We start from the raw sequence: 14815 nt of genomic DNA, 5'->3' as shown, positions 1-14815 counted from the left end.
CCTCTCGTGCGCTAAAGCAGTGCATAAAAATCGTTCAATGCACTTTTTCTGTAGATCTGATTATCATGGATAAATTTGACGCTAATCGCCGCAAATTGCTGGCATTGGGTGGAGCCACACTCGGTGTTGCTCTGTTACCCACTCCCGCTTTTGCAACGCTCTCCACGCCGCGCCCGCGTATTTTAAGACTTAATAATCTTAATACCGGGGAGTCTATTAAAGCTGAGTTCTTTGATGGTAGAGGCTATATTCAGGATGAATTAGCAAAACTCAACCATTTCTTCCGTGATTACCGCGCAAATAAAATTACGCGCATGGATCCTCAGCTATTTGATCACCTGTTCCGTCTGCAAGGCCTGTTAGGCACGAATAAACCTGTCCAACTGATCTCCGGTTATCGCTCTGTTGATACTAACAATGAGCTGCGCGCTCATAGCCGTGGTGTAGCGAAAAAAAGCTATCACACCAAAGGCCAGGCGATGGATTTCCATATTGAAGGGATTTCCCTGAGTAATATTCGCAAAGCTGCGTTATCTCTGCGCGCGGGTGGTGTAGGATACTACCCCAAAAGCAATTTTGTGCATATTGACACCGGGCCGGTAAGGCACTGGTAAAACTCAGTCTGAGCTACAGGAGCAGTATGAACTATCGTATTATTCCGGTTACCGCGTTCTCCCAGAATTGTTCGTTAATCTGGTGTGAACAGACACAAGTCGCGGCCGTGGTCGATCCCGGCGGAGACGCAGAGCGCATTGTTCAGGAAGTGGATGCGTGTGGTGTGACGGTGACGCAAATCCTGCTGACGCATGGTCATCTCGATCATGTTGGTGCGGCGGCGGAACTGGCGCAGCATTATGGTGTGCCAATTATTGGCCCGGAAAAAGAAGATGAGTTCTGGCTACAGGGATTACCGGCGCAGAGCCGCATGTTTGGCCTCGAAGATTGCCAGCCGCTGACGCCCGATCGTTGGTTAAATGAAGGCGACAGCGTAGCCGTAGGCAATATCAGCCTGCAGGTGCTGCACTGTCCGGGACATACACCGGGGCATATCGTCTTTTTTGACGCGCAGTCACGTTTGCTGATCTCCGGCGACGTGGTCTTTAAAGGCGGCGTAGGACGCAGCGATTTCCCGAAAGGGGATCATGCGCAACTGATTCACTCCATCAAGCATAAGCTGTTGCCGCTTGGTGATGACGTGACCTTTATTCCGGGTCATGGGCCACTCTCGACATTGGGGAATGAGCGGTTGCACAACCCGTTCCTGCAGGATGAACAACCGGTGTGGTAAATAAAAAAGGGTCGCGTAAGCGACCCTTTTTACTTTCCTGTCTGGCTTACAGGACGGCGACAATCGCCTCGCACAGCGGGGCCATATTGTCCGGCGTCATGCCGGCGACGTTGATACGCCCGGAAGCCACGGCATAGATGCCGAACTCTTCACGAAGACGCAGCACCTGCTCTTTGGTCAGGCCGCTGAATGAGAACATGCCATTCTGGCGGGTGATAAAGCTAAAGTCGCGGTTCGCGCCTTTCTCCTGCAACGTATTCACAAACAGCAGACGCATACGCTGGATGCGCTGGCGCATATCGGTCAGCTCCTGCTCCCAGATCGCGCGCAGAGCGGTATTGCTGAGGATGGTGGCAACTACCGACGCGCCGTGCGCTGGCGGGTTGGAGTAGTTTGCGCGGATCACCGATTTCATCTGGCTGAATGCGCGATCGGCGGTATCTGCATCGGCGCAGACCAGCGTACAGGCACCTACACGCTCGTTGTAGAGGCCGAAGTTTTTCGAGTAGGAACTGGCGACCAGCAGCTCTTTATGCAGCGCAGCGAAGGCACGCAGCCCCTCAGCATCCTCTTCCAGACCGCGAGCGAAGCCCTGATAGGCGAAGTCGAACAGCGGTAGCCAACCTTTCTCTACAGAGCGCTTCGCCAGCGTCTGCCACTGCTCCAGCGTCGGATCGATACCGGTCGGGTTGTGGCAGCAGCCGTGGAACAGCACCACGTCACCCGCCTGCGCCTGCTCAAGGCTGGCCAGCAGGCCTTCAAAATCGAGGGTATGGTTCTGTGCATCGTAGTAAGCGTATTCGCACACTTCCAGGCCGGCAGAGTTAAACACGCCTTTGTGGTTCGGCCAGCTCGGGTTGCTGACCCAGACGCGTTTTACGCTGGTGTTTTTGGCAAGGAAATCTGCGGCAACGCGCAGACCGCCGGTGCCGCCTGGGGTTTGTGCCGTCCGTGCGCGTTTGTCATTGATAATGGCGCTGCCTTTGCCGAAGAGTAACTCCTGGGTGCAGCGGCCAAATTCTGGAATGCCGTCGATGCCGAGGTAGTTTTTGGTGGCTTCGTTTTCCAGCAGATAGAGCTCTGCTTTCTTCACGCTGGTCAACACCGGCGTCTTACCGGTTTCATCTTTATAGACACCGATGCCTAAGTTAATTTTGTGCGGGCGTTCATCGGCGCGAAACAGATCGGCCAGGCCCAGAATAGGGTCGGCAGGGGCAGCGGTAATATTCTCAAACATGACGAGGTTCCATTTTGATGACAGAAGGGAATTCCGTTATCAGGTTAACGGCTGGCAGGGGAATTGCCAACCGTTTGCAATAAAAAGCGCGACGCTTTTCAAAAGTCGTCGCGCTTTTTGCCGCAGGCATAAAAAAACAGGGCCGAAGCCCTGTTTTAAATGCTTATAACAGTCGAGGGTGACTGATTAGAACTGGTAAACGAGACCCACTGCTACGGTGTCGTCAGAACCTACGCCCAGTTTGTTGTTTTTATCAATCTGGTTGATAGCGTAGTCAACATAGGTGGACATGTTTTTGTTGAAGTAGTAGGTCGCGCCAACTTCGATATAGTTAATGAATTCTTCGCTACCAATGTTAGCAACGTCTTTCGCTTTAGATTTGTAGTAAGCGATGGATGGACGCAGACCAAAGTCGAACTGGTACTGTGCAACAACGGAGAAGTCCTGAGTTTTGTTCAGGAAACCGTTCAGCTCGCTGCCGCCCGGAGGCGTAGTTTTCAGGCGAGTTGCGTTGCGGCTTTCACCGTACAGAGCTGCCAGGTAGATATTGTTCGCGTCATATTTCAGACCAGTCGCCCACTGCTCGGCTTTCTCACCAGAGGTACCGTAAGCTGTCAGACCTTGTTGATCGTTGGTACGATCTGCTGCGCCGTATGCGCCAACGATGCCGAAGCCGTCAAAGTCATAGCTCAGAGAAGTTGCCCAGCCGTCACCATTAGAGCGGGTCGGGTTGTCAGTACGCTCGTTTTTGCCCAGGTACTGAACGCCAAAGTTCAGGCCGTCGACCAGACCGAAGAAGTTGCTGTTACGGTAAGTCGCCAGACCACCAGTACGACCAGAGAAGAAGTTGTCGCTGTTGCTGGTGTCGCCACCGAATTCCGGCAGCATGTCGGTTACGCCGATTGCATCGTATACCAGACCGTAGTTACGACCGTAGTCGAAAGAGCCTGCATCGCCGAATTTCAGACCTGCAAACGCCAGACGGGTTTTGTTATCAGTCTGAGCATCGCTGCCTTCGGAGTTATTACCCTGGAAGTTATATTCCCACTGGCCGTAACCGGTCAGTTGGTCGTTAATTTTGGTTTCGCCTTTGAAGCCCAGACGAGCGTAAGTTTTGTCACCGTTAGGGCCATAGCCCTTAGCGCCATTGTCTTTGGTGAAGTAGTGCAGACCAACTGCTTTACCGTAGATATCAACTTTGTTGCCATCTTTGTTATAGATCTCAGCAGCGTTAGCTGCGCCCGCTACGAGCAGGGCAGGGATAACCACTGCCAGGATATTGCGCTTCATCATTATTTATTACCCTCATTGGTTTTTTTTGGACACCTGCCACTGCCGCCGTGTAAATCCGTCAAAAAAAATTTACGGAACTACAGATGAGAGTTTGGTGTCTTTCTGTGTCTGAGAGGCATCTTTCCAAACAAGTAAACGTTTCGCTAGCGTGAAAGTGCTACAAATGTCTTAAAGAAGTAACAAGAAGAAATATTGTGTAATAATTTGTGTATTTAACGGAACTTTGTGAACCATCTCTAACTTCCGCATCTGCCGCTTAAAAAAACAGCGCTACCTTTCCTATTTATTTGAATTACTTATGTTTAATTGAGATAAAGGCATACCTTATGCACAAAAGAGGCAGATAAGGCTTTTTCTTATATTTGAGTTTAGACGTCCAGATAGCTGTGCTAATTTTAACCAAATGTGCTGATCATCCTAATGAAACATTTTGAAATATTCACGGTCGTGATTTTTGTTGCGAAGGAATTCAGGCGTAAAAAAACGCAAAGAAACGTATAACGGGCGATTTTTCTGGCGGGATAAAGTGTGATCGTGTTAACAAAAGTTGACAGCGGATAATAAAAAGGCCAGCAAATATGCTGGCCTTGTTTGACATTCTTAAAATCAGAAGGTCGCGTTGCGCGGCGTACGCGGGAACGGGATGACGTCGCGAACGTTCTGCACGCCAGTGACGTAGGCGATCAGACGCTCAAAGCCGAGACCAAAACCGGCGTGCGGTACGGTGCCGTAGCGGCGCAGATCGCGATACCACCAGTAGTCCTCTTTATTGAGGCCCATTTCAGCCATACGCGCGTCCAGCACGTCGAGACGCTCTTCACGCTGCGAGCCACCGATGATTTCGCCAATGCCCGGTGCCAGCACGTCCATCGCCGCCACGGTTTTACCGTCATCATTAAGGCGCATATAGAACGCTTTAATCTCTTTCGGGTAGTTTTTAACAACGACAGGCGCTTTGAAGTGCTTCTCAGCCAGATAGCGTTCGTGTTCGGACGCGAGATCGACACCCCAGTAAACCGGGTTTTCGAACTTCTCACCGCACTTCTCAAGGATGGCTACCGCATCGGTGTAATCGACCTGCGCGAAGTCAGCCGCGATAAAGCGCTCCAGACGACCGATTGCATCTTTATCAACGCGTTCAGCGAAGAATTGCAGATCGTCCAGACGCTCTTCCAGCACTGCTTTAAAGGCATACTTCAGCATCGCTTCAGCCAGACGGGCGTTATCGTCGAGGTTAGCAAAGGCGATTTCCGGCTCCAGCATCCAGAACTCCGCCAGGTGGCGGCTGGTGTTGGAGTTTTCCGCGCGGAAAGTCGGGCCAAAGGTATAAACCTTTGAGAGCGCGCAGGCATAAGTCTCTGCGTTCAACTGACCGGAAACCGTCAGGAACGCCTCTTTACCGAAGAAGTCTTTATCGTAATCAACTTTGCCTTCAGCGTTACGCGGCAGGTTTTCCATATCCAGCGTCGAGACGCGGAACATTTCGCCAGCGCCTTCGGTATCGGAGGCGGTGATCAGCGGAGAAGAGACCCAGAAGAAGCCCTGCTCGTCAAAGAAGCGGTGCAGCGCCTGCGCCAGCGTATGACGAACGCGCGCGACGGCACCGATCAGGTTGGTGCGCGGGCGCAGGTGTGCGACTTCACGCAGATATTCGATGCTGTGACGTTTTGCCGCCATCGGGTAGGTATCCGGATCTTCAACCCAGCCGGTCACTTCTACGGATGTTGCCTGGATCTCCAGGCTCTGACCTTCGCCCGGCGAGGCCACAACTTTGCCGGTAACCACAACCGAGCAGCCGGTAGTCAGATGCAAAACATCATCATTGTAATTGGGCAGAGAATTATTAATAACGGCCTGTACAGGATTAAAGCAGGAGCCGTCATAAACGGCGAGGAAGGAGATACCAGCTTTAGAATCTCGGCGGGTGCGCACCCATCCGCGAACCGTCACTTCACTGTCAACGGCAACGCGACCATGGAATACGTCGGCTACAGGCACAACGCTCATAATATTCTCTCTATTAATAGTCGGAAAAAATAAACACTTGTCCACCCGAAATGGGCGGGATCACCTATGTTACCTGGCGAGCGCCATCAGACAAGCAGAATTCGCAGGCAGCATTAATAATTTGTCATGAAAAAAGGGAGCCGACTGGCTCCCTGATGATTAACTCGCCTTTCGCACCTGCGGCAGGTCGAAGGCCTCGCGCAGCGCGCGGACGAACGCTTTGTCGTGGCAAATCGTTTTGCCGGGGCTATCGGATAATTTCGCCACCGGTTTACCGTTACACTCCACCAGCTTAATGACGATATTGAGCGGCTTAACGCCCGGAATATCGCAGGTAAGTCGCGTGCCGATGCCGAAGCCAAGCTGGATACGCGAGGCGAAATGGCGGTAGAGATCCAGCGCTTTATTGAGATCGAGGTTATCGGAGAAGACCAGCGTTTTCGACAGCGGGTCGATTCCGAGCTTTTCATAATGAGCAATCGCTTTCTCGCCCCACTCAACGGGATCGCCAGAATCATGGCGCAGCCCCTGATAGCGGGTCGCGAACTCCGGGCCGAAATCGCGCAGGAAAGCATCCATGGTGATGCAATCCGTCAGGGCGATGCCCAGTTTATCCGGGTATTCAGCAAGCCAGGCAGCCAGCGCGGCACGCTGGCTGGTCGCCAGATCGGGGCTAATCTGCTGATGCGCCTGGAACCACTCATGGGCCTGCGTACCCATCGGCGTCAGCGACAGGCGACGGGCGAGATCGTAATTACTGGTGCCAACGAACCATGGCTCCTGTTTAAGCCGCTCAACAATCGCCTGCTGAACATCGGCAGAGAAGCGGCGGCGGGTGCCGAAGTCCATCAGCCGGAAACCGGACATATCCAGCGACGCGGTGCGCGCAGCGAAATCTTCCAGTTTACTCTCCAGATGCAGCAGGGCCTGCTGGACGCCCGCTTCAGGCGAGCGGCAGCGGTGCACCACTTCGCTGATCAGCGCCAGCAGCGGCACTTCCCACATAATCACCTCGCGCCACGGGCCGGAGAGGCGAATCGAGAGCTTGCCATTATCGTTGCTGATGGTGACCTGCTGCGGATCGTAACGGAAGTTACGCAGCCAGGCGAGGTAGTCGGGTTTGAAGAAGGGCAGGCCGGAGAGCCAGAGGAATTCGTCATCCTGCAAGCGCAGATGGCGCATCGCATCAACCTGCTCGCGGATCGCGTCGGCATAAATGCCCAGCAGGTCGTCGCCACGACAGCGAAATTCCGCCGAGACATGCACATCATAGTAGTGATGGAACACCGCTTGCTGCATGTGCAGTTTGTAGGCATCGGTATCCAGCAGCGTTTGCAGACCAGAAAAAGCGAGTTGAGTCATGGCGCGCAGTAGCATCCTCTTACAGGAGCGTTTAGTAGATTAAACAAAGCAAGTAAGTCGCTGGAGTATACCTTGTTTACTCATTTAGTGAACCCCATCACACCATATCGTCGGAAAAGGGTCGATGGCTTTTCGTGCCCACTGTTATAAAAATGTAGCAGACAGAGCTTTTCCCTCTGAAAAGATAAACATTCTGCGTGGCGCGTTTGTAGCAACCGGAATAGACTGGAACCGTAACCAACAGAAGATGCTAAAGGTTTTTTATGACACAACAGCCACAAGCCAAATACCGCCACGACTACCGTGCGCCGGACTACCTGATTAGTGATATTGACTTGACCTTCGACCTTGACGCCGCGAAAACCGTCGTCACCGCGCTGAGCAACGTGTCACGCCAAAGCGCATCTGCTGCGCCGCTGCGCCTTGATGGCGGCGATCTGACCCTGATTTCCCTGCATATTAATGACCAACCCTGGACGAACTATAAAGAAGAGGGCGGTCAGCTGGTGATCGACGGTCTGCCGGACCGTTTTACCTTACGCATCGTTAACGAGATCAGCCCGGCGGCGAACACCGCGCTCGAAGGACTCTATCAATCCGGTGAAGCGCTCTGTACCCAGTGTGAAGCGGAAGGGTTCCGTCATATCACCTGGTATCTTGATCGCCCGGACGTGCTGGCGCGCTTTACCACCAAACTGATTGCCGATAAAACCCGCTACCCGTTCCTGCTCTCTAACGGCAACCGTGTCGATCAGGGCGAGCTGGAAAATGGCCGCCACTGGGTGCAGTGGCAGGATCCGTTCCCGAAACCTTGCTACCTCTTTGCGCTGGTGGCCGGTGATTTTGACGTGCTGCGCGATACCTTTACTACCCGTTCCGGTCGTGAAGTGGCGCTGGAGCTCTATGTCGATCGCGGGAATCTCGATCGCGCGCCGTGGGCAATGACCTCGCTGAAAAACTCAATGAAGTGGGACGAGCAGCGTTTCGGTCTGGAGTACGATCTCGATATCTATATGATCGTGGCCGTCGACTTCTTCAATATGGGCGCGATGGAGAACAAAGGGTTAAACATCTTCAACTCCAAATATGTTCTCGCCCGCACTGATACCGCGACCGATAAAGACTATCTCGATATTGAGCGCGTGATTGGGCATGAATATTTCCATAACTGGACCGGTAACCGCGTTACCTGCCGTGACTGGTTCCAGCTGAGCCTGAAAGAGGGGCTGACAGTGTTCCGCGATCAGGAGTTCAGCTCCGATCTCGGCTCCCGCGCCGTTAACCGCATTAATAATGTGCGCACTATGCGCGGCATGCAGTTCGCCGAAGATGCCAGCCCGATGGCGCATCCGATTCGCCCTGAAAAAGTTATTGAGATGAATAACTTCTACACCCTGACGGTGTACGAAAAAGGGGCGGAAGTGATCCGTATGCTGCACACCCTGCTGGGGGAAGAGAATTTCCAGAAAGGGATGCAGCTCTATTTTGAGCGTCATGACGGCAGTGCGGCGACCTGCGATGATTTTGTGCAGGCGATGGAAGATGCGTCCAATATCGACCTCTCCCATTTCCGCCGCTGGTACAGCCAGGCCGGCACGCCGATTGTTTCGGTGCAGGATGATTACAACCCGAATACCGAGCAGTATACGCTGACCATCAGCCAGCGCACGCCGCCAACGGCGGAGCAGCAGGAGAAGCTGCCGCTGCATATTCCGTTTGATATCGAACTTTACGATAACGAAGGGAAGGTGATCCCGCTGCAGAAAGAGGGCCATCCGGTACACAACGTGCTGAACGTGACGCAGACGGAGCAGACCTTCGTGTTTGATAACGTCTACTTCCAGCCTGTCCCGTCGCTGCTGCGTGACTTCTCGGCACCGGTGAAGCTGGAGTATAAATGGAGCGATCAGCAACTGACGTTCCTGATGCGCCATGCGAAGAACGACTTCTCGCGCTGGGATGCGGCACAAAGCCTGCTGGCGACGCATATCAAGCTGAACGTTGCACGTCATCAGCAGGGGCTGGCGCTCTCGCTGCCGCTGCATGTTGCCGATGCGTTCCGCGCCATCCTGCTTGATGCGCAGATCGATCCGGCGCTCGCCGCTGAGATCCTGACCCTGCCGTCGGTAAATGAGATTGCTGAACTGTTCGACATCATCGATCCGGTGGCTATCGCTACCGTTCGTGAAGCGCTGACCCGCACGCTGGCCACTGAACTGGCTGATGAATTCCTCGCGGTCTACAACGCCAACAAACTCGACAGCTACCGCGTGGAACATGAGGATATTGGTAAGCGCTCCCTGCGCAATACCTGCCTGCGTTATCTCGCCTTTGGCGATGCGCAGCTGGCAGATAAACTGGTCAGCCAGCAGTATCACGAGGCGGATAATATGACCGATGCGCTGGCTGCGCTCGCGGCGGCGGTTGCCGCCCAGTTGCCTGGCCGCGATGTGCTGATGCAGGAGTATGATGACAAGTGGCATCAGGACGGTCTGGTGATGGATAAGTGGTTTATTCTGCAGGCCACCAGCCCGGCGGCGAACGCGCTGGAGACGGTGCGCGGCTTGCTGCAACACCGCTCTTTCACCCTCAGCAACCCGAACCGTATCCGCTCGTTGATTGGCGCCTTTGCCAGCAGCAACCCGGCGGCGTTCCATGCTGAAGATGGCAGCGGATATCGCTTCCTGGCCGAAATGCTGACGGAGCTTAACAGCCGTAACCCGCAGGTTGCGTCGCGTCTGATTGAGCCGCTGATCCGCTTCAAGCGTTACGATGAAGGTCGTCAGGCGTTGATGCGTAAAGCGCTGGAACAGCTGAAAGCGTTGCCGAATCTCTCCGGCGATCTCTACGAGAAAGTCAGCAAAGCGCTGGCGTAATTGTATGGAGCACCTTACCCGGCCTACGGTTACGTACGGCATTGCGGGAAAGGGTGCATGGGCTCGGTTGTAGGCCGGATAAGGCGTCAGCCGCCATCCGGCAGTGATGCCCGATTGCGCTGCGCTTATCGGGCCTACGGAAAGCGTGCATGGGTTCGATTGTAGGCCGGATAAGGCGTCAGCCGCCATCCGGCAGTAATGCCCGATGGTGCTACGCTTATCGGGTCTACGGAAAGCGTGCATGGGCTTAATTGTAGGCTGGACAAGGCGTCAGCCGCCATCCGGCAATGATGCCCGATGGCGCTGCGCTTATCGGGCCTACGGTCTGGTGTGCGTTAACTTAATACACATAACATCATGCGTGGCGGGTTCGGGGCACAACGCTGTTTTCGGACTCGCCGCGCTGCATCACGCGGTTCAACACCTGCTCTTCCAGTTCGGCCAGCCTGACCGAGCCGAGGCGGCGTGGGCGCGGCAAATCGACACTCACATCGAGGCCAATTTTCCCCTCCTCAATCAGCAACACGCGGTCTGCCATCGCCACCGCTTCACTGACATCGTGCGTCACCAACACCACCGTAAATCCCCGCTCCTGCCACAATTGCGTGATCAGCGCCTGCATCTCCAGCCGGGTGAGGGCATCCAGCGCGCCTAACGGTTCATCAAGCAGCAGCAATCCCGGTTTATGTACCAGCGCGCGCGCCAGCGCAACACGCTGTTTTTGCCCGCCGGAGAGCGCCGCCGGCCACTCTGCCGCACGCTGCTCCAGCCCCACCGAGCGTAACGCGGTTTCTGCTGCCTCGCGCCAGCGGCCTTTCAGCCCGAGCCCGACATTATCGATTACCGATTTCCACGGCAGTAGCCGTGAATCCTGAAACATCATGCGCGTATCGTGTTGAATGCTGGCAAGGGGCGTCGTGCCTGCCAGCAGCTCACCGCTGTTTGGCGTCTCCAGCCCGGCTAACAGGCGCAGCAGCGTGCTTTTCCCGCCGCCGCTGCGGCCCACCACCGCGATAAACTGCCCGGCGGCAATATGTAGATCGAGCCCGTTTAACACCGTATTGGCGCCATAACGTTTAGTGACGCCATTTAACAGCAGCGGGATGCCTTGATTCAGTCGGGCAGTATTCATGCTGTTGCCTCCTTCGTATGGTATGCGGGGTGCCAGCGCAGCCACAGACGCTCCAGCGCCAGTGCGCTGATATCGGCCAGCTTGCCGAGCAGGGCGTAGAGAATGATGGCCACCACCACCACATCGGTTTGCAGAAACTCGCGCGCGTTCATCGCCAGATAACCGATACCGGCATTCGCTGAGATGGTTTCGGCGACAATCAGCGTCAGCCACATCAGGCCGAGCGCAAAACGCACGCCAACCATAATCGACGGCAGGGCACCAGGCAGGATCACATGGGCGAAGAGCGCAAAGCCGGAGAGGCCATAGCTGCGCGCCATCTCCACCAGTCCGCGGTCGATATTACGGATCCCGTGCCAGGTGTTGATATAGATCGGAAAGAGCGTCCCGAGCGCGACGAGAAAGATCTTCGCCGTCTCATCAATACCGAACCACAAGATCACCAGCGGGATCAGCGCCAGATGCGGCACGTTACGCAGCATCTGAATCGAAGTATCCAGCAGGCGCTCTCCCCAGCGTGAGAGGCCGCTAATCAGCCCGAGCGTCAGGCCAATGCTGCCGCCGATGGAGAAACCAATCACCGCGCGCCAGGCGCTGATCGCCAGATGCTGCCACAACTCACCGCTGGCGCTCAGCGTCCAGAACGCTTCCACCACCCCTTCCGGCGACGGAAAGATACGGCTTGAGAGCCAGCCGAAGGTCGAGGCGAGTTGCCAGACCGCGACAATCAGCGCCGGCAGCAGCCAGGGAGCCAGGCGCAATAACCACTTATTCTCTTTCGCCATCACGACCTCAGCTTTGCGCCACGTTACGCGGAATAAACTCGTTGGCCACCGTTTCACCCTGCGGCTGTAACGGCTGCGGTTGCGGGATCTCGGGGATAGCCACATCCAGATGCGGGAAGAGCAGTTCGCCGACGCGATACGCCTCTTCCAGATGCGGATAGCCGGAGAGGATAAAGCTGTCGATACCGAGAGCGGCATATTCGTTGATGCGCGCTGCAACCGTCGGGCCATCGCCCACTAATGCGGTGCCCGCGCCGCCGCGCACCAGACCGACACCGGCCCACAAGTTGGGGCTGATTTCGAGTTTGTCGCGACGGCCGTTGTGTAAGGCGGCCATACGCTGCTGACCAATCGAGTCCTGACGGGCAAAGGCTGCCTGCGCTTTTTCAATCGTTGCATCATCAAGGTGTGAGATAAGCCGGTCTGCCGCCTGCCACGCCTCGGCATTGGTTTCGCGCACAATCACATGCAGACGGATACCGAAGCGCACTTTTCGCCCGTGGGCAGCGGCTTTGGCGCGCACCTGCGCAATCTTCTCTTTTACCTGCTCCGGCGGCTCGCCCCAGGTGAGATAGAGATCGACCTGCTCTGCCGCCAGATCCTGCGCCACATCGGACGATCCGCCGAAGTAGAGGGGCGGGCGCGGCTGCTGTACCGGCGGGAAGAGTAGCTTCGCGCCGCGTACCTGCAAATGCTTTCCGGTGAAATCGACGGTGTCGCCTTCCAGCAAACGACGCCAGATATGGGTAAATTCTGACGACACCTCATAGCGTTCACTGTGATCGAGGAACACACCATCGGCCGCCAGTTCCTGCGGATCGCTGCCGGTCACCAGATTAAACAGCGCCCGTCCATTGGAGAGCCTGTCGAGCGTCGCCGCCTGGCGGGCGGCTACCGTCGGTGAGATCACGCTCGGGCGCAGGGCAACCAGAAACTTAAGGCGCTGGGTGACCGGAATCAACGAAGCGGCGACCAGCCAGGCATCTTCACAGGATCGCCCGGTGGGGATCAGCACGCCGCTAAAGCCGAGCCTGTCGGCTGCCTGGGCGATCTGCTGCAAATAGCCATAATCAACTGGCCGCGCGCCGTGGTCAGTGCCAAGGTAGTGACCATCACCGTGGGTCGGTAAAAACCAGAACAGATTCAGACTCATGATTTTGCTCCTTCTTGGGTCGGCTGCCAGATACGGCTACGGATATCGACTTTTTTCGGTACCAGATGGTTTTCATAGAAAAGATCGGCGGTCTGCTGCTGCAGTGCGGCCGTTGCCTCATTCACCGGGGTGATTTTGGTCGGCGGGCGATGATCGAAATAGGTGGCGATCACCGGCTGCGGCAGCCCCATGGTTTTGGCAAACAGGGCAATACTCTCGTCACGCTGGCTAATCGTTAATGCATCCGCTGCGCTGAAGGTATCGAGTACGCCCTGGATAAAGGCACCGTTCTTCTCGGCATAGGGGCGCGCGGCTAAGTAAAACGAACCGGTCTGTTTGAGGGTGGTGCCATCCTTCAGCACCCGTACACCGCCTTGTAACAGGGCGGCAGAGTAGTAGGGATCCCAGATAGCCCAGGCATCGACATTGTGTTGCTGGAACGCGGCACGGGCATCTGCCGGGCTGAGGAACACCGGCTGGATATCGCTGAATTTAAGCCCGGCCTGTTGCAGCGCCCGCAATAGCAAGTTATGGGAGCTGGAACCCTTCTGGAACGCGACTTTATGGCCCTTCAAATCCGCCACGCTTTTGATCGGGCTATCTTCAGCCACGAGGATCACTTCCGCTTTTGGTTTCGGCGGCTCGACGCCGACATACACCAGGTCTGCGCCCGCAGCCTGGGCGAAAATCGGAGGGATATCGCCCGTGCTGCCGAGATCGATACTGCCGACATTGAGCGCTTCAAGCATTTGCGGCCCGGCCGGGAACTCAATCCAGGATATTTTGGTATGCGGATAGCGCTTCTCCAGCAGGCCGTGGCTTTTCGCCAGCACCATGCTGACGCTCCCTTTTTGATAACCAATACGCAACGCCTCCGGTGCGGGCTCGGCGGCCTGCGCCCAGACAGAGAGGGTTAGCAGCCCGCCAAGCAGCAGCCCGGTGGCAGAAAACGAGAGGCGGTTAAACATGAGCAACTCCTTGCGGGGCGTGGAAATCCGGGGCTTTAATGTCGCGGCGATGCAGCGCCTGCCAGAAGGTCTCCAGCGCGCTGTCCAGCCGGCCTTGCAGATTAGGTGTCAGGCTCGGTTTATGCTGATAATCGAGCACCTGGCTGTCATCGGCGAAAACACCGTGGAGGATCTCCTGTGCCTTGAGGGCACTCAGCACCGGTTTCAGGGCGTAATCCACCGCCAGCAGATGCGCTACCGTGCCGCCCGTTGCCAGCGGCAAGACCACTTTGTCTGCCAGCGCGCGCTCAGGAAGCAGGTCGAGCAGCGTTTTTAAGGCGCCGGAATAGGCTGCTTTATAAACCGGTGTGGCGACAATCAGCCCGTCGGCCGTGCTGAGTTGCTCAATAAAGGTTTGCAGTGCCGGGCTGTCGAAGCGGGCATAGAGCAGGTCTTCAGGATCAAAGTTATGGAGATGCCAGTGATTTACCTCAACGCCCTGCGCGGTAAGGCGATCGCGGGCATACTCCAGAAGTGCGCTGGAGCGCGAGGGAAAGCGGGGACTGCCGGCCAGAGTGACAACGCGCATGCTTACTCCTTATAACCAAATGTTTGCTTTTAGATAACATTGATAACAATTTCAGGCAGTGTGACAGAGGCGGTTTATTCCCCTAAATGATTTATTCGGGGAAAAGTTGCTGAAATTTGCATAAAGAGAGGGCATGAGAGGAAAAC

The 14815-nt window shown here is 55.6% G+C and carries 12 protein-coding genes; 3 read left to right on the top strand and 9 right to left on the bottom strand.

Annotated features, from left to right (window positions below; genetic code table 11):
- The first annotated feature begins 65 nt into the window (after window positions 1–65).
- Together N7V53_RS02745 and N7V53_RS02740 are read left to right on the top strand one after the other, a co-directional pair.
- A complete protein-coding gene (locus tag N7V53_RS02745) occupies window positions 66–614 on the top strand; it encodes a YcbK family protein (RefSeq protein WP_124968849.1) in 549 nt (182 codons plus the stop codon).
- Window positions 615–640: 26 nt separating this feature from the next.
- Window positions 641–1288, top strand: a complete 648-nt coding sequence (locus N7V53_RS02740; RefSeq protein WP_279791942.1) for an MBL fold metallo-hydrolase — start codon at window positions 641–643, stop codon at window positions 1286–1288.
- 46 nt (window positions 1289–1334) lie between these two features.
- Here N7V53_RS02740 and N7V53_RS02735 read toward each other — a convergent pair whose 3' ends face one another.
- The 4 genes from N7V53_RS02735 to pncB form a co-directional block, all read right to left on the bottom strand.
- A complete protein-coding gene (locus N7V53_RS02735) occupies window positions 1335–2525 on the bottom strand; it encodes an amino acid aminotransferase (RefSeq protein WP_279791940.1) in 1191 nt (396 codons plus the stop codon).
- A gap of 186 nt (window positions 2526–2711) precedes the next feature.
- Window positions 2712–3818, bottom strand: coding sequence for a porin OmpF (gene ompF, locus N7V53_RS02730; RefSeq protein WP_279791938.1), 1107 nt, complete (start codon window positions 3816–3818; stop codon window positions 2712–2714).
- Between the two features lie 606 nt (window positions 3819–4424).
- On the bottom strand, window positions 4425–5825 hold the full coding sequence (gene asnS / locus N7V53_RS02725; RefSeq protein ID WP_023481622.1) for an asparagine--tRNA ligase: 1401 nt from the start codon (window positions 5823–5825) through the stop codon (window positions 4425–4427).
- 159 nt (window positions 5826–5984) lie between these two features.
- A complete protein-coding gene (gene pncB / locus N7V53_RS02720) occupies window positions 5985–7187 on the bottom strand; it encodes a nicotinate phosphoribosyltransferase (RefSeq protein ID WP_023481456.1) in 1203 nt (400 codons plus the stop codon).
- A gap of 263 nt (window positions 7188–7450) precedes the next feature.
- Here pncB and pepN point away from each other — a divergent pair, with 263 nt between their 5' ends.
- Window positions 7451–10063, top strand: a complete 2613-nt coding sequence (gene pepN, locus N7V53_RS02715; RefSeq protein ID WP_023481358.1) for an aminopeptidase N — start codon at window positions 7451–7453, stop codon at window positions 10061–10063.
- 355 nt (window positions 10064–10418) lie between these two features.
- On the opposite strand, the gene ssuB is transcribed toward pepN, so the two are convergent.
- From ssuB to ssuE, 5 genes are read right to left on the bottom strand one after another with little or no spacing between them, the layout of a single operon-like run.
- Window positions 10419–11195 carry an aliphatic sulfonates ABC transporter ATP-binding protein gene (gene ssuB, locus N7V53_RS02710; RefSeq protein ID WP_279791937.1) on the bottom strand — a complete coding sequence of 259 codons (777 nt, stop codon included), beginning with the start codon at window positions 11193–11195 and terminating at the stop codon, window positions 10419–10421.
- On the bottom strand, window positions 11192–11980 hold the full coding sequence (gene ssuC / locus N7V53_RS02705) for an aliphatic sulfonate ABC transporter permease SsuC (RefSeq protein ID WP_279791936.1): 789 nt from the start codon (window positions 11978–11980) through the stop codon (window positions 11192–11194). The genes ssuB and ssuC overlap by 4 nt, the downstream gene beginning before the upstream one ends.
- Window positions 11981–11987: 7 nt before the next feature.
- Window positions 11988–13133 (bottom strand): FMNH2-dependent alkanesulfonate monooxygenase, encoded by a 1146-nt coding sequence (gene ssuD / locus N7V53_RS02700; protein ID WP_279791935.1) that lies wholly within the window; start codon window positions 13131–13133, stop codon window positions 11988–11990.
- The gene (locus N7V53_RS02695) at window positions 13130–14101 is read right to left on the bottom strand and encodes a sulfonate ABC transporter substrate-binding protein (protein ID WP_279791934.1); all 972 of its coding nucleotides are present in this window, start codon (window positions 14099–14101) and stop codon (window positions 13130–13132) included. Before N7V53_RS02695 ends, ssuD begins: the two co-directional genes overlap by 4 nt.
- Window positions 14094–14669 carry an NADPH-dependent FMN reductase gene (ssuE, locus tag N7V53_RS02690; RefSeq protein WP_279791932.1) on the bottom strand — a complete coding sequence of 192 codons (576 nt, stop codon included), beginning with the start codon at window positions 14667–14669 and terminating at the stop codon, window positions 14094–14096. Before ssuE ends, N7V53_RS02695 begins: the two co-directional genes overlap by 8 nt.
- Between the last annotated feature and the right edge of the window lie 146 nt (window positions 14670–14815).

The sequence above is a fragment of the Kosakonia sp. HypNH10 genome, assembly GCF_029850615.1.
Taxonomy (GTDB): domain Bacteria; phylum Pseudomonadota; class Gammaproteobacteria; order Enterobacterales; family Enterobacteriaceae; genus Kosakonia; species Kosakonia cowanii.
This window is presented reverse-complemented; position numbering and strand designations above follow the sequence as displayed.

Coding starts and splice junctions, on each gene's coding strand:
- N7V53_RS02745 (WP_124968849.1), top strand. CDS start 66: ATGGATAAATTTGACGCTAATCGCCGCAAATTGCTGGCATTGGGTGGA.
- N7V53_RS02740 (WP_279791942.1), top strand. CDS start 641: ATGAACTATCGTATTATTCCGGTTACCGCGTTCTCCCAGAATTGTTCG.
- N7V53_RS02735 (WP_279791940.1), bottom strand. CDS start 2,525: ATGTTTGAGAATATTACCGCTGCCCCTGCCGACCCTATTCTGGGCCTG.
- ompF (WP_279791938.1), bottom strand. CDS start 3,818: ATGATGAAGCGCAATATCCTGGCAGTGGTTATCCCTGCCCTGCTCGTA.
- asnS (WP_023481622.1), bottom strand. CDS start 5,825: ATGAGCGTTGTGCCTGTAGCCGACGTATTCCATGGTCGCGTTGCCGTT.
- pncB (WP_023481456.1), bottom strand. CDS start 7,187: ATGACTCAACTCGCTTTTTCTGGTCTGCAAACGCTGCTGGATACCGAT.
- pepN (WP_023481358.1), top strand. CDS start 7,451: ATGACACAACAGCCACAAGCCAAATACCGCCACGACTACCGTGCGCCG.
- ssuB (WP_279791937.1), bottom strand. CDS start 11,195: ATGAATACTGCCCGACTGAATCAAGGCATCCCGCTGCTGTTAAATGGC.
- ssuC (WP_279791936.1), bottom strand. CDS start 11,980: ATGGCGAAAGAGAATAAGTGGTTATTGCGCCTGGCTCCCTGGCTGCTG.
- ssuD (WP_279791935.1), bottom strand. CDS start 13,133: ATGAGTCTGAATCTGTTCTGGTTTTTACCGACCCACGGTGATGGTCAC.
- N7V53_RS02695 (WP_279791934.1), bottom strand. CDS start 14,101: ATGTTTAACCGCCTCTCGTTTTCTGCCACCGGGCTGCTGCTTGGCGGG.
- ssuE (WP_279791932.1), bottom strand. CDS start 14,669: ATGCGCGTTGTCACTCTGGCCGGCAGTCCCCGCTTTCCCTCGCGCTCC.